Source organism: Pseudomonas sp. B34(2017), from assembly GCF_002112915.1.
Taxonomy (GTDB): domain Bacteria; phylum Pseudomonadota; class Gammaproteobacteria; order Pseudomonadales; family Pseudomonadaceae; genus Aquipseudomonas; species Aquipseudomonas pharyngis.
Genome location: NZ_NEJA01000004.1, coordinates 618708 through 636519, shown reverse-complemented (window position 1 = coordinate 636519; position 17812 = coordinate 618708). Strand labels below are relative to the sequence as shown.

Here is a 17812-nt window from a genome sequence, read left to right as displayed (position 1 = left end):
AGTATCTGTTGGTGCAGTACAGGGTCGCCCGACGAAAGTCGGGTGACTTTGTTTTTGGATTCGCCCTTGAATAGCGTAGTGCCATTATGACCCGTCGTTTTTCTCTTTTATTGTTGGCAAGTATCGCTTTGCAAGGTTGCATGTTCTCCCCCGGCCAGTACCTGAGCACCAGTAGCATCACGCGCCAGGGCGCCAGCGAAAGCAGCCGGGTCGAGCTCATTCCGATCACCCCCAAGCTCATCGCCATGAACCGCGCCACGTACAAACGTGAGTCGGTGCCGGCGGAGTTGTTGGCGACCCCGGCCGAATACCGCATCGGCAGCAACGATGTGCTGTACATCACGGTCTGGGATCACCCCGAGCTGACCGCCCCTTCGGGTGCGCAACAGCAGATCGATGCCAACGGTCGTCTGGTGCGTTCCGACGGCACGTTGTATTACCCGTACATCAAAGAAGTCCAGGCCGCCGGCAAAACCATCCAGCAACTGCGTTCGGACATCGAGCAACGCCTCTCGGCGTTCATTGCCGAGCCGCAAGTGGATGTCGCGGTGCTGCGTTTCGCCAGCCAGAAAGTCGTGGTATCGGGCGCCGTCACCAAGGCCGGCCCCCAGGCGATTTCGACCAACCCGCTGAGCGTGGTCGAGGCCCTCGGTTCGGCCGGTGTCGATACCAACAATGCCGACTTGTCCGGGCTGATGCTGACGCGCAACGGGCGGGTCTATCCGCTCAATCTCGATGCGCTGAATCAGCAGGATTCCGAATTGCAGAACGTCTACCTCAAGGGAGGCGATCAGCTGTATCTGCCGTACAACGACAACAAGCGCATCTACGTGATGGGCGAGGTCAACCAGCCCCGTGCGCTGAGCTTCAAGACCGCCACCATGAACCTGTCCGACGTGCTCGGCTCGGTCGGCGGCTTGAGCCAGACCACCTCCAACGGCAACGCCGTGTATGTGATTCGCGGGGTGGAAAACCTCGACGTGGAGCCGGCGAAAATCTATCAGCTGGAAGCCGAATCGCCGACCGCCATGGCGCTCGCCTCGCACTTCGAAGTGCGGCCTCAGGACGTGGTCTACGTCGGGCCTGCCAACGTGACTCGCTGGAATCGCCTGATCAGCCAGTTGGTGCCGTCGGCATCGATTGTCGGGACCGGGGCTTCCGCTGCGAAGAACTGGAGCGAATACAGTAACAACAGCAAATAAGGCCGCCGACTGTGAAAACGTTGAAAGTGGGCGTGTGCCTGATGGCGGCCGTGTTGCTCAGTGGCTGCAATCCGCTGATGAGCGCTTCGTTGAACAACCTCAAATCCGCCGTCATCGGGCCGGATGAACTGGACGTGTCGGCGGAGCAGGTCGCGGGGGTCAAGTATCCCCAGCTCAAACTGACCACGCCGTCCGGCTCCGGGGTGCTGGCGCTGGTGCGCGAGCGCGAGGACCTGCAGTTCTGGGTCGCCTCCGGCAAGCAGGTGCTGCTGATGCGCGACGGCCTGGCCATGCGCACTGTGGGCCTGGGTGTGGAGGGCGATCTGGACGGCACGCGCCTGTCTGATGACTCGCCGTTCAAACAGGGCCTGCATCGCATCACCGACGGCTACACCAGCCGCCGCTGGATCGACCTCTACAAGGGCCAGGAAGTCGGGATCATCGTCAACAGCCGCTTCTCCCGAAAATCCCTGGAAACCCTCGACATTCTCGACAAGGAATACTCCGTGCTGCGCGTCGATGAGCAGATTGACGCGCCGGCCATCGGCCTGCGCGCAACCAACCGTTACTGGGTCGATCCGGTGGACGGTTTCATTGTGCAGAGTGAACAGCAACTGACCTCGCAGTTGCGGGTCAGGATCGTGCAACTGACCCCTGACCGCAGGCATGTCCCGTGAAGCGGCTAAGAGCGCTCTCGGCGTGCCTGATGTTGCTTGCCGGTGCCAGCGAGGCCGCGGTCATCGTCAGCGGTGATGTCGCCAACCCCGGCCCGATCGAATTGCCGGCGGGCGGACGTTTGCGCGATGTGATCGGCGAGGCTGTACCGAATGCCGAAGGTTATTGGCTGGCGGGCGTTCTGTTGCGTCAGTCGCTGCTGGAGGAACAGACGCGACTCAAGGTCGGCGTGCTGTTCGATCTGGATGTGCTGCAGCGCATGGCGATGCTCTTCGACAAGCCGAGTCGAGCGGCGCTGGCCCAGCGCCTGGCCGAGCAGGTCCGGCAGATGCCGGTGACCGGGCGGCAGATCGCCGATCTCGATCCGGTGGCGGTGGAAGTCGGCTTCGCCCGCAACATCCGCCTCGACGATGGCGATCAACTGATCTACCCGAAACGGGTCGACGAAGTCGAAGTGCTGGGCGCCGTCGCCGAGCCGTGCCGTTTGCCTTATCAGCCGTTGCAGGAAGCCCGCGAATATCTGCAGGGCTGCACGTTGCTGACGGCGGACGCCGATGCCGATTATCTGTGGCTGATCCAGCCCAACGGCGAATCGCGGCGGGTCGGCATCGCCCACTGGAACCGCGAGAGCGGGCAGATGCCCGTGGCCGGCAGCAAGATTCTGGTGCCGGTGAAAAACGATGATCTGGATCCGCCTGTCCCTGAACTGAATCAGCAGTTGGCCGAATTGATTGCCACGCAGTTGGCTGAGGTGGTTCGTTGAATTTGCGTTTTGCAGCTGTGTTGTTATTGCCGTGTGGCCTCGTGCATGCCGAGCCACGGATTACCCAGAATGACTTCGGCGGCGTCGGTCTGTTGCAGACCCCGACCGCGCGCATGTCGCCCGCCGGTGAGTTGAGCGTCAACGCCAACCGCACCGAACCGTACAGCCGATACAGCGTTTCGTTGCAGCCGCTCGACTGGCTGGAAGGTTCGTTTCGCTACACCGCCATCACCAACCGTCCGTACGGTTCCGAAGCGCTGAGCGGCAGCCAGAGCTATAAGGACAAGGCGGTCGACGCCAAGGTCCGGCTGTGGCAGGAAAGCCACTGGGCGCCGGAAGTGGCGCTGGGCTTTCGAGACATCGGCGGTACCGGTTTGTTTGCCAGTGAATTCTTCGTGGCCAACAAGCGCTGGGACAATTTCGATTTCAGCGCCGGCATCGCCTGGGGTTACATCGGTAATCGCGGCGATGTCGACAACCCGTTGGGTTCGATCAGTGACCGCTTCAACACCCGCCCGGATCTGGAAGGCACCGGTGACGTCAACGCCGGCTCGTACTTTCGCGGCAAGCCGTCGTTTTTCGGCGGCGTGAGTTACCAGACGCCCTGGGACCGCCTCAGCCTGAAACTCGAATACGAAGGCAACGACTACAAGCACGAGCCCAAGGACAACATCATCAAGCAGGACTCGCCGATCAACCTCGGTGCGGTGTTCAAGGTGACCGATTCCGTCGATCTGAGTGCGGCCTGGGAGCGCGGCAACACGGCGATGTTCGGCATCACGTTCCACACCAATTTCGTCAGTCGCAAGGCCCCGGCCAAGACCTTCGACCCACCGGCCGAACCGCTGCCGGCGAAGGCGCCAACCGCGACCATGGAAGAGGTCAACTGGGCCGACGTGTCGCGCCGTTTGCAACAGAACGCCGGCTACAAGGTCGAGCGCATCACCCAGCGCGATTCCGAATTGATCGTGTACGGCGAGCAGCAGCGTTATTTCCATTCGGCCAAGGCCGTCGGCCGCGCGAGCCGGATTCTCGACAACAGCGTCAACGACGACATCGACTGGTTCACCGTGGTCAACAAGCGCTACGACCTGCCGCTGGAAGAAACCAGCGTGCCCCGGCAGACCTTCCGCGAAGTGATCAACAACGAAGAACCGCTGGAATCGCTGCACCGCACCACCGAGATCAACCCGGCGATGCCGCGCAACGAGAAAACCCTCTACACCGAAGCGCCGCAGCACTTCAATTACGGCGTCGGCCTGGGCTTTAAACAGAACGTCGGCGGCCCCGATGGTTTGCTCTATCAGTTCACGGCGGATCTGGATGCCGAGTACCGCTTCAACCGCAACACCTGGTGGAACGGTCTGCTCAGTCAGAACCTGATCAACAACTTCGACAAATTCACCTACGACGCGCCCAGCGGCCTGCCGCGTGTGCGCACCGACTTGCGTCAGTACCTGACCACGTCGGACACCACCATGCCGCTGTTCCAGGTCAGTCATGCCGAGCAACTGGACAAGGATTTGTACGGCATGGTCTACGGCGGTTATCTGGAATCGATGTTCGCCGGGGTCGGGGGCGAGGTGCTGTTTCGTCCGACCGGCAAGCGCTGGTCGATTGGTGCGGACCTGAACTACGTGCGTCAGCGTGAATTCGACCAGGGTTTCGGCCTGCGTGATTACTCGGTCTGGACCGGCCACATCACTGGCTACACCGACCTGCCGTTCGACACGCTGGCCGCAGTCAGCGTCGGGCGTTACCTGGCGGGCGACTTTGGCGGCACGGTGGACATCTCCCGCGAGTTCTTCAACGGCGTGCGCTTTGGCGCCTGGGCGACCATCACCACCGCCGGCAGCGCCGAGTATGGCGAGGGTAGTTTCGACAAGGGGCTGTACCTGTCGATCCCGTTCGACGAAATGATGAGCATGTCGACCATGCGCCGCGCCAACCTGGTGTGGGCACCGCTGACCCGTGACGGTGGCGCGCGGCTCAACCGCAGCTTCCAGCTGCATTCGATGACCGACAGCCGTGAAGGGGACATGTTCTACCGCAACTTCGGGAAGATTACCGAGTAGGTTCGGGGGGGGCGGGGAGTCAGTGGGAGTGGGGTTGCTCCGGGCGGTGTTCCACCGCCATCGCGAGCAGGCTCGCTCCCACATTTGTCTGAGGTGAATAGCAAATCCTGATCCGCTCATCATCCTTGTGGGAGTGGGGTTGCTCCGGGCGGTGTTCCACCGCCATCGCGAGCAGGCTCGCTCCCACATTTGTTTGAGGTGAATAGTAAATCCTGATCCGCTCATCATCCCAGTGGGAGCGAGCCTGCTCGCGATGGCGCTAGTACAGCCGACATCAAATCAACTGACCCACTGTGGTCACAAGCTACCCACCCAACCCCCAAACCCCGCCCACAAAAAAGGGGACTTTCGTCCCCTTGCGGTGTTGCCTTCTCAAGCGCTGCGTCTCAGTAAATATCCTTCGACAACAGCGTAAACGGCGTCTTCACCAGAATTTTCAGATCCAGCCACAGCGACCAGTTGTTGATGTACTTCAGGTCGATCTCAACACGCTTTTCCATCTTGTCGAGGGTGTCTGTCTCACCCCGGCAACCGCTGATCTGCGCCAGGCCAGTGATACCCGGTTTGATTCGGTGGCGGGCCATGTAGGCGAGGATCTTGCCCGAGTAGTAGTTGTTGTGCGCCACGGCGTGCGGACGTGGACCGACCAGTGCCATGTGCCCTTGCAGCACGTTGAACAGTTGCGGCAGCTCATCCAGCGAAGTGCGACGGATAAAGCGACCGACCGCGGTAATGCGCGAATCGTTGCGGCTGGCCTGCTTGACGTCACGGTCATCGTGAACGCGCATCGAGCGGAATTTCCAGACCTTGATCACCTTGCCGTTCCAGCCGTGGCGATCCTGCTTGAAGAACACCGGGCCTGGCGAGTTGAGTTTCACCGCCAGGGCCACGGCCAGCAGCACCGGGCTCAACAGAATGATCGCCAGCAGGGCGACGGCTTTCTCCACCAGACTCTTGCTCAGCGCAGCGGTCGGGCGGCTGGTCAGCGGGCTTTCGTTGAGGTAGATCGCCGGCAGACCGTCCACGACTTTCACCGAGTGATTGAGCAGCGTCAGGCTGTTCAGGTCCGGCACCCAGACCACGTCAACGTTGGCATCCAGCAAGTCCACATACATCGCCTCGATTTTGGCGGCTTCCGACAGCGGCAGGGTGATGTACAAGCGGCGGATGTCGTGGGTCTGGATCAGCTCGAGCAGTTCGTCCTGAGCGCCGACAACGCGCGGGGCGTCCGCTTCCAGCGACGGGGTATCGCCGTTGCTGACCAGACCAACCAGCGGCAGGTTTTCATGCTGGCTCAGCTTCTTCGCCAGACCCAGCGCCAGTTCGCCGGTGCCGACGATCAGGGTCTTGTGTTCGCTTTTGCGCGAACGCTGGTAGAACTTCGAGAACGCATGCAGCGGTGCGTACAACAGCGCCTGACCGAGGAAACCGTACACCGCCCACTCAAGGATGACCTGGCGGGAAAACAGCGCATCGGCCTTGCAGATGAAGGCGATGAACGCCAGCCCGGCCATGGTCATGAACCAGCCCATGAACAGTCGACCCAGCCCGGTCAGGTAATTGTCTCGCTTTCGATACGCGCCGCTGAAGGTATAAGCCGGCACCGAGGCCAGTACGGCCAGGATCGTGCACATCCGATAGTAGAACTCGACGGTGCCCGTGTGCTGTTCGGCCAGTATGAACAACAGGGAAACAATGAAACTCTGTGCCAGCGCCCATTGGCCCCAAAAGGTCAGTCCCTTGAGGCCGGTGTTTCGATTGATACGAAGAGAAAGATCCATACGATATCCCCAAAAGACGTCCGTTCAGGTTTCGACAGTAGAAAACCGAGTTGTTAAGCAGACTTGTTATTGTTGTTTGAGTCAGTGTCCTGAGGTAACAACGCCGGAATGCGGAACTGTCGTCAGTCAATAGACTAAGTTATTGCCGGGGATGCTGTCTGACGAGTTCTAACAAGATGGCACAGTGCCAACTTATTTAAATTTCCAATATTCAAACGTTAGAAAAGGTCGAAAGGCAGGGGGTGAATAATCAATATTGTGTTTGCTATCGTAGGTGGGGTCAGGAGGCGGGTATAACCAGGGAGGGGTGAAACCAAACAGAGTGCTTTTTTATTTTTGTAATCGCACTTGTATCTGTTTGTCTTGTAGTGAGGGATGTTGTTTAGGCAACAACTTCCTGGATCAGGCAATAACCGCGATTGCGCACGGCACGAAACAATCGTTCACCGTTGCTGGCGTTCTTGAATTTGTCTTGAAGACGGCTCAGGCACATTTCCAGTCCCCGGTACTGCTCCGGCTCGCGGCCGATGCTGAGGATCAGATCGTCCCGACTGACAACACGCTCTTCATGGTGCAGCATCTTGCGCACCAGTGCGGTTTCAAGCCCGGTGAGACTGATTTCGACACCCTCTTTGGTCAATGCACCCTGATCATTGTCCAGATGCCAGGCTTCGGTGCAGGGCGCGTCGGATTCGATCGTTCGGGAAGTATCAGCGGGGTTTTCGGACATGGCCGTGGAATTGTGGAATGAATGCGCCGATTGTGCTGCCAGCCATTCCGATTCGAGGGTGGCCAATATGCGCTGGGTATCATGTTCGATGCTACGTGCGACATGCTTCCTTGTGCCGCGTGGGTAAGTGAACTCCATCAGCATCGGAGTGGAAGAGGGCGAAGCAACACCTTCAATAAACATTTGTGCCTGAGACGTGCCAAACGAATTGAAACGCTCACTGGAGAGAATGCTCTCGAGTTCGCGTTGCGACGCTGAGCTGTTAGTCACGACAACAAAGTATTTTCTTGGGAGGGTCGTGCTGGTTTCCATGTCTCTCTCCTAAAGTACACACCAAATTTGGCGAAAAAATAATGGCAGGCGAGCAATGTTTTCCTCGGAATTAATCGATCAGGCAGGGTCTGGGCCCAAAGATGGCCTCGATAAGTTCCACTCGGTCTGCGTTAGAGTAATGGTTTATTGTTATGTGTAAGTGTTGCAGCGCTCATGCAATTGACAGCTTTTTATTAGATATGTGACGCGGTTAAAACTATGAGAAAGCGGATGTTTGAAGCGTTGCATCAGACGTTCCCTCGTATGCTGCAAAAGAGTGTTTTCCCTGAATCAAGGAGTTGAGATCAACCCCCTCATCAGACGATAGCCATACCCGCGAATGCTCTGTATGGCGTTCGTACCGTACACGTCCTTGATTTTCCCACGCAAGCGGCTGATGGATTTTTCCAGCGCCCGAGGGTCGTAGAATTGGGTGTTCAGCCCCATGATGCTGGCGATTTCATCGTGGCTGAGAATGTGATTGCCGGTCTGCGCAAAGGCTTGCAGGATCTTCATTTCGGCAAAGGAGATATCCAGTTTCTTGCTGGTGTCCGAGAGGCAGATGCGGGTGGGGTCCAGCACCAGGCTGATATCCCGCTGCCATTCTTCGCTGTCGAAGAACTCACCCAGCAGTTCCGCGCTTTCATCGGACAAGGTATTGAGTTTGATACAGAAGTCGGCACCGGCCAGAAAGTACTTGATCTTGTTGTGGGCGCCGCGACCCGTGATCACTGCACAAATAATCGGCTTCAAGTTGTCGTTGCGCAGGTTTTCCACCAGCGCAAGGTTATCTTCGAGTGCCTGAGGGCTGTCGATGATAATGAAGATCGCCCGATACAGGCCGTGATATTCGTTGTGCTGATATGAACTAATGTAGGCGTCGGCTTCAACAGCCACACCGCTCTGCACATGCTTTGCGATTAGCGCGCTAAAGTGTTCAGCCACGCCACGGGTACGACCCAGGGTGAGAACACCTGGTTCGTCGCTTGTGCGGCGCGGGCTTCTAGTCGCTAAGTTACCTGTGAGCATCATGCATTGACTCGAAAAGGTGCTGACATCGGGATGTTAAAGCACCGGTTCTCATCTGTGACTGACAATTGGTAACATTTGGACGAATTTTAGACGTGGCTCCCGAGTTTTCTAACAATAATTAAGCGATTCAAGCTTTTAGTTGATTTTTTCGGGGCTGTGAACTAACGGAATTTAGGCCATTAGATGGTGGCAATATGGAATGGTGCCACTATTTTGTAATTATCGCGAGCTGTTTTTATGTCCCTTGGCCATCACTCAACTGCATACGTATCAGAGCAGTGTGAGGTGGGTCACATTTTATGGGGAGGCCTGTGTTTTGGCTATAACGTCGACAAGTTCACACACGGACGTTTATTAACATGCCTTGAGTGTGGCTTTTGATAAGACATATTCTCCGTCCCCGAGTCGGGCAATGGGTGTTCATCTGCCAATTGTTTTACTTCAGATACTCAATGCCTGAATGCATTTAACAGGGCGCCCGAAAAGGGCGTTCTGACGGAGGATTAATGGATTTACTGACCTTGTTCAAGGTGCTGATTCTTGGGGCGGTAGAAGGCCTGACCGAGTTCCTGCCCATTTCCAGTACGGGCCACCAGATTATTGTTGCCGACTTGCTGGAATTCGGCGGTGAACGCGCCATGGCGTTCAACATCATTATTCAACTGGGCGCCATTCTGGCCGTGGTCTGGGAGTTTCGCCCGAAGATCTTCGAGATCGTCAAAGGCCTGCCGACCCAAAGCAATGCCCAGCGTTTTACCCGCAATTTGCTGATCGCCTTTTTCCCGGCGGTCATACTCGGCGTGTTATTCGCCGACACGATTCATGAATACCTGTTCAACCCGATCACCGTAGCGGTCGCATTGGTCGTGGGCGGCATCGTGATGTTGTGGGCCGAGCAGCGCGATCATGTAGTGAGCGTCGACCATGTGGACGACATGAAGTGGGCCGACGCGCTGAAGATCGGTTGCGTACAGTGCCTGGCGATGATTCCGGGCACGTCGCGCTCCGGTTCCACCATCATCGGCGGTCTGCTGTTCGGCCTGTCACGCAAGGCCGCCACGGAGTTCTCGTTCTTCCTGGCGATGCCGACCATGGTCGGTGCGGCGGTGTATTCCGGCTACAAGTACCGCGAACTGTTCCAGAGCGGCGACCTGCCGGTCTTCGCCCTGGGCTTCGTCGTAGCGTTCATCTTCGCGATGATCGCCGTGCGCGGCCTGCTGAAGTTCATTGCGAACCACAGCTACGCCACCTTCGCCTGGTACCGAATCGCCTTCGGCTTGCTGATCCTTGCCACCTGGCAATTTGGTTGGGTGAACTGGACGGCGGCCGCAGCCGCCTGATCACTGACTGCTGATCACTGACTGCTGATCAGTGCAGCGACGGCGAGATCATTCAATTCAGAGTCGGGCGAATCCTGACGAAACCGCTGCAACGCCGAGGTGAAATACGCGGCTTGCAGCATGCCGTCACTGGCGAGGAAATAACGTGCCGCTTCAATTTCCTCTACCGAATACACACGTTTTTTCAGTCCGGAAATGTCCGACATCCCGTCGACTGTGACCATCGTCGTCGTGAAAACCAGAAAACCAGACATCTGGGTAGATTGAAAAGGGCCATTTTCCCCGTTGCCGCACCCCTTCGCAAAATCACAGGATGCATAGGCGCTTGCAGAGAGAGTCGAGAGTAAAGCGAGGAGGGCGAAACGCTTGAATAAAACACAGCTGAACGCGGGCATAACCAAAAGACATCCTGTCAGTACAACAAAACTCCGGGCAACGCTCATTCGTTGCCCGCACATTCAACGCATCGATCAACGACCCGCCAGCAACTCCGCCGCCTGATCCAGCAACGCCAGCGGATCCTTGGCCTTGTGGATATCCACCGACAACAACTGACGAAACTTGCGCGCCCCCGGGAACCCGGTGCCCAGGCCCAGCACATGGCGGGTGATGTGATGCATCGCGCCGCCGGCCAGCAAATGCTCGGCTATATAAGGCCGCAACTGCGCCAGCGCCTCGGCCCGGCTGATCACCGGCGCGCTGCTGCCGAACAACTGCTGATCCACCTCGGCCAGCAGATAAGGATTGTGATACGCCTCGCGCCCCAGCATCACGCCGTCAAAGGTCTGCAAATGCTCATGGCAGGCCTCCATCGTCTTGATCCCGCCGTTCAGAATGAACTCCAGCTCCGGAAAATCCGCCTTCAACCGCGCCGCCACGTCATAACGCAAGGGCGGAATGTCACGGTTCTCCTTCGGCGACAACCCCTCCAGAATCGCAATCCGCGCATGCACCGTAAAACTCGTGCACCCGGCATCCCGCACCGTGCCGACGAAATCGCACAGCTGCTCATAACTGTCCCGCCCGTTGATCCCGATCCGATGCTTCACCGTCACCGGAATCGACACCGCATCACGCATCGCCTTCACACAATCCGCCACCAACTGCGGATGCCCCATCAGGCACGCCCCGATCATATTGTTCTGCACCCGATCACTCGGGCAGCCAACGTTCAGATTCACCTCGTCGTAACCGTGCTCCTGCGCCATACGCGCGCAAGCGGCCAGGTCCAGCGGAACACTACCGCCCAACTGCAACGCCAGCGGGTGCTCGGCGTCGTTGTGACGGAGGAAGCGTTCGTGATCGCCGTTGAGCAGAGCGCCGGTGGTGACCATTTCGGTGTAGAGCAGGGCGTTTTTCGACAGGATGCGTAGGAAGTACCGGCAATGGCGATCAGTCCAATCCATCATGGGCGCGACGGAGAAACGGCGGGAGAGTGGAGCGGGTGTGGCGGTGATTGGGGGCATTGGGGGTACGGAATCGGTGTGGCTGGGAGGTGGGGGAGTTTATCAGGAATGCTGGGGTGGGGCTTGGGGAGTGTCTAAGTGGCGTGCAGACGGTAGCTACAACTTGAAAACGGGGCGCTAATAAATCAGTCCCCATTTCTCTATGAATAACGAAATTAGGCCAATTATGCAGTTATTTTTGCAGGTGAATTGCCAGCTAAGAACGGATCGTAAGGTGCAATGGAGTACCTAGAAAATGATGTTTTTTGTGAGATGTTGCTAGTGTGATTGTTTTAATAGCGAAGCGGTATAAGTGACTGTCATTTCTGACAGGTGATGAGCCTGAGCGTAAGGTTTAGCATCAAATTGCGCGATATAAAAACTTTCACTCTATTCCGTGAATGAAGTATTTCACAAAGTAATAATTTAAGGAGAAATGTGATGGCTACTAGATGTTCTGGAACGGTTACACTTGTTACGACCAAATATAACACCGGTTATGGCTTGGTAGTGCCAGATGGGGCGGGAGCTGATCCATGTAAGTACACAGAAGCGGACGTAGTTTATGGTGGTCCGTTGGTTAAGGGGCAAGCTGTTTTTTTTGAAATAGAGGGGGTTTACGATAGAAGAGCTAGAAAAATTAGAACTGATAGCTAGCAGTGTTTGTATTTAATTGTCCATTAAACTGTGGATGCTGGATTTGTGAGCTGATAAAATAAGCCAATAATCCAGCATTTGAGAAATAATGAAGATCAATTGTAAAGCGTGCGGGAGTAAAGGGAAAATTGCTTCGCGGGACGAACTCTCTTTAGAGTTCGTCCGCCTTTATTGTCAGTGTAATTCCTTGCAGTGCGGCCATAGATAAATAAATCTGTCCCCATTGTTTATAAAACGAAGACCTCAGGCCTACCCCTTGCTGACCAAGTCACGTCGGTCAGCAAGGGCCTGAGGTCAGGAAGAACGGGCATGCTAAACATGTTAAGTAAGTGCCATTCAAATCTGTCCCCATTGTTTCGTCCCCATTGTTTCTCTAATAAAGCCGGCATTTTCGCCGGTTCGATCCAGAGCAGTACGGGCATTGTCTTGGCGTGTAACGCGCCTCGCTGGCAATAGGAAGGGGACAGATTTGTTTGCTCATTTTTTGAGATAAATAAATATGTCCCCATTGTTTCCCGCGCTGTGAAGTAGCGTGAGTTTCAAGAACTTGCCAGTCAAACCGTCACGTCGATCTTATTGGCGCCTACGGGCATCTGGGTGACTGTTTCATGCGTCATTCGTGCGCCCTTGCTCCACAACTGGGAGGAGAAGAAACCGTTCAGGGTATCAGCGTTTGGGGTTGTCCCTTTTTTAAGGAATAGGGCACCCAGATCGATTGTGTTGGCGAAGTTGTCCTTGTTCAGAATATACCCGCCCGTAAAGTTACCACCCCACGTAGCGTCGGCGGCCACCAGGGCGATGGAGGCGTCGCGGTAGCTGCTCGCTGCCGATTTCAATTCACTGGAAGCATTCAACAGCTCGTTCAGCCGATCCATGTCGGAAGCGCTGAGCTGGCGTGAACTGTCGAGAACCTTGAGGCTGCCATCCGCTTCGATGGTGAAGCCAAATTTCTTGTCGGCGAGATCCGGATCGCTGTGAGCCAACGCTGATTGGAACTCCTCGAAAGCGAGTTTCAGCGATTGATGGGCGCTTTTGTGCCCTTCGGCAATTTGCGGGTAATCCGGCGACTGGGTGCGCGCGATCATGCTCTCGATCGATTCCGTTTCCGGGCTCGGCGCGGGGGGGGTCATTGTTTGGATGGTAAATTGCAGCCGGATTGATGTTGACCGTGGTTTTCAGCAAGTTTTCACTGAGGGATTTGGTGGTCAATGGCTGGCTGGTTTGGCTCAGCTGAGCGGTTGATGGCCGGATAAATACAGAATTGATTGAAAGGGGCATGTCGTCATTCCTTGAACGTCTGAATTAGCAGGGTATCGACGGCCTATGAAAAAACATGAGAGTGGAAGTGAAGGTCCAGACGGATTGCATACGTGAAGCCTTTTTTAAACGGTCAGCTCCAGCACGGCGTTTTGTCCGGACAAAAGGGACGACAAAAGGGACGGATTGGTTTGTTTTTCACTTCTAGGTGGTAAATAAATCTGTCCCCATTGTTTCCGTCCCCATTGTTTCCCATTGTTTCCCTGTATTAGGTGATTTAATTTGTACTGTGCGTGAGTGTGTATTTTGATGAGGATTTAACGTGGTTTATTGTGTTTTTTTATTCTTTACCATTAGCTCTATAGCTTTTTCAGATGTCCAGTTAAGAATGCAGAAATGTAGGTTGTTGAATGCCTCTTCCCGATTGCTTAATGAAAGTTTTTCAATTTGTCCGACATTTGATTGTCCTTTGAAGGGGTGGGTGGAAATAAACTTAGACTTGTCAAAGTGCAATGGGTAGTTGCAATTTATAAAGCATACTATCTGAACATAAAAACAGCCTAGGTGGATGTTGCAAATGGTGTGGCTTGGTCGATTTTCGATGCGTGCATGATGGGTTCTGATACCATAATTAACGTTTTTTTCCATCGGCCTAATAGCCACTGCCCAGTTACTGGGAATTCTGTTTTTTCTGAGCAGTCTTTTATGATTTTCAGGAATGCATCTGTTGTCTGGATTGGGGTCAGTATATTCATGTAATACTGCGATTGCGCACATATAGATCGAAATTCGTTTCGCTTCATCTTTAGCGATGCTAATTACTTTTCCATCAATGAGGGAATCTATGAGAGGCCTCGTCGCCAAGTCCAAGGGGGCAAGCCAGTCATTTATGCAGGCTGCGCATATACGGTCAATATTATCAGATCCTAAAGCCGAATCACGTAAATAGGGTTGCTTAATAAAAATGGTGTTGTTATCCGACTCGGATATGCTGTGCGCCATATCGGTGAGCAGCTGCTTACCTCTACCTATGTTGAGTTTTTCACTTATCCAAGGAGCAAACACAGGAACACCGATGGGGTTGTTAGCCCCGCAGAAAACGCATACCCTATTGATATTAAGGCCTTTGTGATTTCTGTTATCTGATTTTGTTCCTGTAATCCTTTCCACGACGGGACTAATCCACTGCCAAGACTTAACAACCGCCGGAGCGTCTTTGTTGTTGCAAAATTCAGCAAATTGTATATCAAGGCTTGGTTCATTTTCTCCGCCCAAAAGCTGGAAATACCTTTCGCACTGCGCAAATGCATGTAATATTGGAATAACTCGTTCCACCGAATAATCTGTCAGTCCTGATGCTGAAACCTTCTCACTTCCACCTTTGGTCACTTGAACCAGTTTTTGATAAATTTGAAATAGGCGCTCCGGCATTGCTGAGTGGATGTTGTCAGCACTTTCTTGAGGAAAGGTGCGGAGAGTGAGAAATATTCCATGAACTGTTATTCGTCTCACATCCAAGTCATGAATCGCATTGCCCAGTCGCATTTGTGTCAGACGGTATAGGGCGGCGGTTGCCATGAGGTCTGCGTCATGCTCTAGAGCGTTATCAATGGAATTCGCGTACGGTCTACCCGGTAAGTCCCTAGCAGCTATAGCGACTTCATTATGGCGTCTTACTATATGGAAATACTCGTGTGCAATAATCCATGCAAGCGCTGTAGCTGCCATAGCATTATAGTCAAAATTTTCGATTGGTAATGCTGGGCATATTTCGTCAATAGGCATGCACGGAGCCGCGATACAGTGCTTAATCATTCCTGAACTTATGACTATAGAGTATGGATTGCTCTCGGCTGACAGGCTTTCACTGTTGGATATCCTTATAGGTATATCTGATTGTTCTTCAGAGTATTTGTTTTTTATGAGAGGAATTATAGCCAGGGCGCCCTTCAATACTTCAACGAGTCGCTGGTTATGGAGCCCGCCTAAAGAACTATGATTGTCAATGAACTCTTCGGGAGAAAAATACTCGGGTGTGATTTCAAACATGATTATCCTTAAACACATTGAACCAAATGGAGGTCATTGCAGCTCCGGTTCTGGAGCTCGCCCGTCTCGCCTTCCTGCAATACCCATGAGCCTAGATATGCTCAGTGTCGGGCACAAATAGTATCCAGCTTCTGGAAATTAGCGCGCAGTCTTACCCTTCAGTCTGCCTAGCCCCTGCTTGATATATCCAGTGTTCTTACCAATGGCCCATAAAGCCCCTCGAACATTGTCACCGGTAACGGTCAAACCTTGCTTTTTCAGCATGAGCAGTCAGACCATATCGGCGGCCACTGACCCCAGTTGGTTCTCGTACATCCCTTCTAGCACGTCCTATAGCGAGTATTCGTCTGACAAGGCATCGACTCCTTTCGAAAAAGAAAAGCATAGTACCGGTAGTGTCCGTTGTCGGCGATGCTTAGAAATTGCTACAAAGCGTTGTCGTTTCGCGGGGTTAGCTTGGTTGGCCGGGGTGCAGGCGAGGAACTACGCCCAATCCATCACTGGTCAGACTTAGACGCCGCGCTAGAGACGGCGTCTTGCAAGCAAAAAAACGGGAGTGTTTTAAACCTAAAAACTCACTCGTTTAAATGATTCATTCTTTCGTCATCCAAACCCTACACCACCTTGCGCCACCCCCTACACCTAAGACAGAATCCGCCGGCTTGTGCGTCTAGCACGCGGGTTTTATCGTCTCTACGTCACTGCAGACCAGTGATCGGGTTTGGTAGCCCGCTTCGTTCTAGACTCATGGCGTCACCGTGTGCAGCCCTTTTTCAGGGCTCGGATTTCATGGTGGTCATGCGTGGGGCTCATTCGTGGGCGCCGGGTTCTAGTGCGACCGGTCTACCAACCCGCGTATGGCCGCCACCCAACGTTTGGTAGCGAAGGGTGATGGTTCCTTTTGGTAATCGCGCTAGAGGATTCATCCATGTTCAAACCAACACCCAACCCACCAGAAACCGATCCAGTCTCCCCCTACAAATTCCCCGATTCACGAACGCTCAACGAAGCCGCCGAACGCGCCCTCGATCACTACCTCACCCCACAACAACGGATCATGGGCAGCCACACCCAACATGACCCGATGTACTTCGCTAACCCGGCTTACGACACCGAATCCCTGCTCGCCAACGCCAGCGAATCCCTGGGATCAGCCTCCGAAATGCTCAACAACTTCGCCGCCACCCTGGAACCCGCCCACCGCAAAACCGCCATCGGCATTGCGCAGTTGGTGATGTTGGGATCTTTGGCGGTGAATCAGGCGTTGGATAACGTCGAGCCGAAGTAGGTTCGGGCAACCCTCTGCGGTGGAGGGTTGATCGTCAGGCGTGGGTTCAACCTGAACCCACGCTGAAACCCCCGCAAGTTTCATCTTCCCGCCACCCGCACAGGCCTACGATCCCTCTACAAGTTCCCGACCCCACCCGAGCGCCACCCACCATGAACAATCCACTCAAAGCGCTGCTGTTCGTCGCCACCATCTCGGTTCTAAGCGCCTGTTCCGGCTCCGGTGGCCTGACCACCACCAGTTGTTTCTCCAGCGACTGTCAGTCGCCGGAGGCGCGGAACGTGAATACGTTGAAGTTCGGCGGGAGCAATATCGGTAACAGTTTCAACCAGTACAGCTCCGGCCTGATGCATGACGATTGAGGGTTACTGAGCTGCTGGTACGGCGATCCATTCGCTCAGGACTTTCTGGTATTTGCCGGTGACTTTGCTCAGGTGCAGCCACTGGTCGACGTAGAGTTTCCAGCTGATGTCGTCGCGCGGCAGCAGGTAGGCTTTTTCGCCGTATTGCATGTACTGGCTCGGGTTGACGGCGCACAGGCCGGGTTTGAGTTTCTGCTGGTAGAGGGCTTCGGAGGCGTCGGTGATCATCACGTCGGCCTTGCTGTCGAGCAGTTGTTCGAAGATCGTCACGTTGTCATGCAACGCAAGTTGCGCCTTGGGCAGGAAGGCGTGGACGAAGGCTTCGTTGGTGCCGCCGGCGGGTTCGACCAGGCGCACGTTCGGCTGGTTGATCTGGTCGATGGTCTGGTATTTGGACTGGTCGGCGCAGCGCACCAGCGGGATCTTGCCGTCGACGTCGAGGGTGTTGCTGAAGAAAGCTTTTTTCTGGCGTTCCAGGGTTACCGAAATGCCGCCGACGCCGATGTCGCATTTGCCGGCCTGCATGTCCGGCATCAGGGTTTTCCAGGTGGTCTGCACCCATTCGACCTTGACGCCGAGGCTGTCGGCCAGGGTTTGCGCCATGGCGATGTCGATGCCTTCGAATCCGCCGTCCGGGCGTTTGAAGGTGTAGGGCTTGTAGTCGCCGGTGGTGCAGACGCGCAACTGGCCTTGTTGCTGAATGGTGTCGAGGTGCGAGGCCGGTTCTTGTGCCTGGGCGGCGCCGGCCATGGCCAGCAGGCTGCAAAAGATCATCGTGCTTTTTTGAATTGTCATGGGGATCTGGCTTGTGCAGTGGGAGTGCGGGCCAGTGTAGTGAATGGGT

The 17812-nt window shown here is 55.1% G+C and carries 17 protein-coding genes; 9 read left to right on the top strand and 8 right to left on the bottom strand.

Features of this window, described 5'->3' with window-relative positions; translation table 11 throughout:
- Positions 1–86 precede the first annotated feature (86 nt).
- From CAF80_RS16325 to CAF80_RS16310, 4 genes are read left to right on the top strand one after another with little or no spacing between them, the layout of a single operon-like run.
- Positions 87–1202 (top strand): polysaccharide biosynthesis/export family protein, encoded by a 1116-nt coding sequence (locus CAF80_RS16325; RefSeq protein ID WP_172829496.1) that lies wholly within the window; start codon positions 87–89, stop codon positions 1200–1202.
- Positions 1203–1213: 11 nt separating this feature from the next.
- Positions 1214–1879 carry a YjbF family lipoprotein gene (locus CAF80_RS16320; protein ID WP_080770671.1) on the top strand — a complete coding sequence of 222 codons (666 nt, stop codon included), beginning with the start codon at positions 1214–1216 and terminating at the stop codon, positions 1877–1879.
- Entirely contained in the window at positions 1876–2640 is a 765-nt protein-coding gene (locus tag CAF80_RS16315; protein WP_371855520.1) for a capsule biosynthesis GfcC family protein, read from the top strand. Before CAF80_RS16320 ends, CAF80_RS16315 begins: the two co-directional genes overlap by 4 nt.
- Entirely contained in the window at positions 2637–4715 is a 2079-nt protein-coding gene (locus CAF80_RS16310; protein ID WP_085667460.1) for a YjbH domain-containing protein, read from the top strand. Before CAF80_RS16315 ends, CAF80_RS16310 begins: the two co-directional genes overlap by 4 nt.
- Positions 4716–5101: 386 nt before the next feature.
- Here the strand turns inward: CAF80_RS16310 and CAF80_RS16305 are convergent, their stop codons facing one another.
- The 3 genes from CAF80_RS16305 to CAF80_RS16295 all read right to left on the bottom strand — a co-directional run bounded on the left by CAF80_RS16305 (position 5102) and on the right by CAF80_RS16295 (position 8570).
- On the bottom strand, positions 5102–6496 hold the full coding sequence (locus CAF80_RS16305; RefSeq protein WP_074689221.1) for an undecaprenyl-phosphate glucose phosphotransferase: 1395 nt from the start codon (positions 6494–6496) through the stop codon (positions 5102–5104).
- Positions 6497–6878: 382 nt separating this feature from the next.
- Positions 6879–7538 carry a helix-turn-helix domain-containing protein gene (locus CAF80_RS16300; protein ID WP_074689219.1) on the bottom strand — a complete coding sequence of 220 codons (660 nt, stop codon included), beginning with the start codon at positions 7536–7538 and terminating at the stop codon, positions 6879–6881.
- A gap of 291 nt (positions 7539–7829) precedes the next feature.
- Entirely contained in the window at positions 7830–8570 is a 741-nt protein-coding gene (locus tag CAF80_RS16295; protein ID WP_039772760.1) for a winged helix-turn-helix domain-containing protein, read from the bottom strand.
- Between the two features lie 506 nt (positions 8571–9076).
- On the opposite strand from CAF80_RS16295, the gene CAF80_RS16290 reads away from it, so the two are divergent.
- Positions 9077–9910: an undecaprenyl-diphosphate phosphatase gene (locus CAF80_RS16290; RefSeq protein WP_074689217.1), complete on the top strand. Its 834-nt coding sequence runs from the start codon at positions 9077–9079 to the stop codon at positions 9908–9910.
- Between the two features lie 14 nt (positions 9911–9924).
- Here CAF80_RS16290 and CAF80_RS16285 read toward each other — a convergent pair whose 3' ends face one another.
- Entirely contained in the window at positions 9925–10305 is a 381-nt protein-coding gene (locus tag CAF80_RS16285; protein ID WP_074689215.1) for a DUF2388 domain-containing protein, read from the bottom strand.
- Positions 10306–10380: 75 nt separating this feature from the next.
- Positions 10381–11376: a tRNA dihydrouridine(20/20a) synthase DusA gene (gene dusA, locus CAF80_RS16280; RefSeq protein WP_074689213.1), complete on the bottom strand. Its 996-nt coding sequence runs from the start codon at positions 11374–11376 to the stop codon at positions 10381–10383.
- Between the two features lie 724 nt (positions 11377–12100).
- Between dusA and CAF80_RS16275 the strand changes: the two genes are divergently transcribed.
- Positions 12101–12220 carry an ogr/Delta-like zinc finger family protein gene (locus CAF80_RS16275; RefSeq protein WP_074689211.1) on the top strand — a complete coding sequence of 40 codons (120 nt, stop codon included), beginning with the start codon at positions 12101–12103 and terminating at the stop codon, positions 12218–12220.
- A gap of 346 nt (positions 12221–12566) precedes the next feature.
- On the opposite strand, the gene CAF80_RS16270 is transcribed toward CAF80_RS16275, so the two are convergent.
- Complete coding sequence (locus CAF80_RS16270) at positions 12567–13097, bottom strand: hypothetical protein (protein WP_254778411.1); 531 nt, start codon at positions 13095–13097, stop codon at positions 12567–12569.
- On the opposite strand from CAF80_RS16270, the gene CAF80_RS29090 reads away from it, so the two are divergent.
- Positions 13096–13254, top strand: a complete 159-nt coding sequence (locus CAF80_RS29090; protein ID WP_256575073.1) for a hypothetical protein — start codon at positions 13096–13098, stop codon at positions 13252–13254. The two genes, CAF80_RS16270 and CAF80_RS29090, sit on opposite strands and share 2 nt — an antisense overlap.
- Before the next feature lie 342 nt (positions 13255–13596).
- On the opposite strand, the gene CAF80_RS28660 is transcribed toward CAF80_RS29090, so the two are convergent.
- Positions 13597–15318, bottom strand: coding sequence for a hypothetical protein (locus CAF80_RS28660; RefSeq protein WP_134333855.1), 1722 nt, complete (start codon positions 15316–15318; stop codon positions 13597–13599).
- Between the two features lie 928 nt (positions 15319–16246).
- On the opposite strand from CAF80_RS28660, the gene CAF80_RS16265 reads away from it, so the two are divergent.
- Both CAF80_RS16265 and CAF80_RS16260 read left to right on the top strand, forming a co-directional pair.
- Positions 16247–16606: a DUF6124 family protein gene (locus CAF80_RS16265; protein ID WP_007955862.1), complete on the top strand. Its 360-nt coding sequence runs from the start codon at positions 16247–16249 to the stop codon at positions 16604–16606.
- Between the two features lie 152 nt (positions 16607–16758).
- Entirely contained in the window at positions 16759–16968 is a 210-nt protein-coding gene (locus CAF80_RS16260; protein WP_074689210.1) for a hypothetical protein, read from the top strand.
- A 3-nt stretch (positions 16969–16971) separates the two neighbouring features.
- On the opposite strand, the gene CAF80_RS16255 is transcribed toward CAF80_RS16260, so the two are convergent.
- Positions 16972–17763, bottom strand: a complete 792-nt coding sequence (locus tag CAF80_RS16255) for a transporter substrate-binding domain-containing protein (protein WP_170844902.1) — start codon at positions 17761–17763, stop codon at positions 16972–16974.
- Positions 17764–17812: the final 49 nt, after the last annotated feature.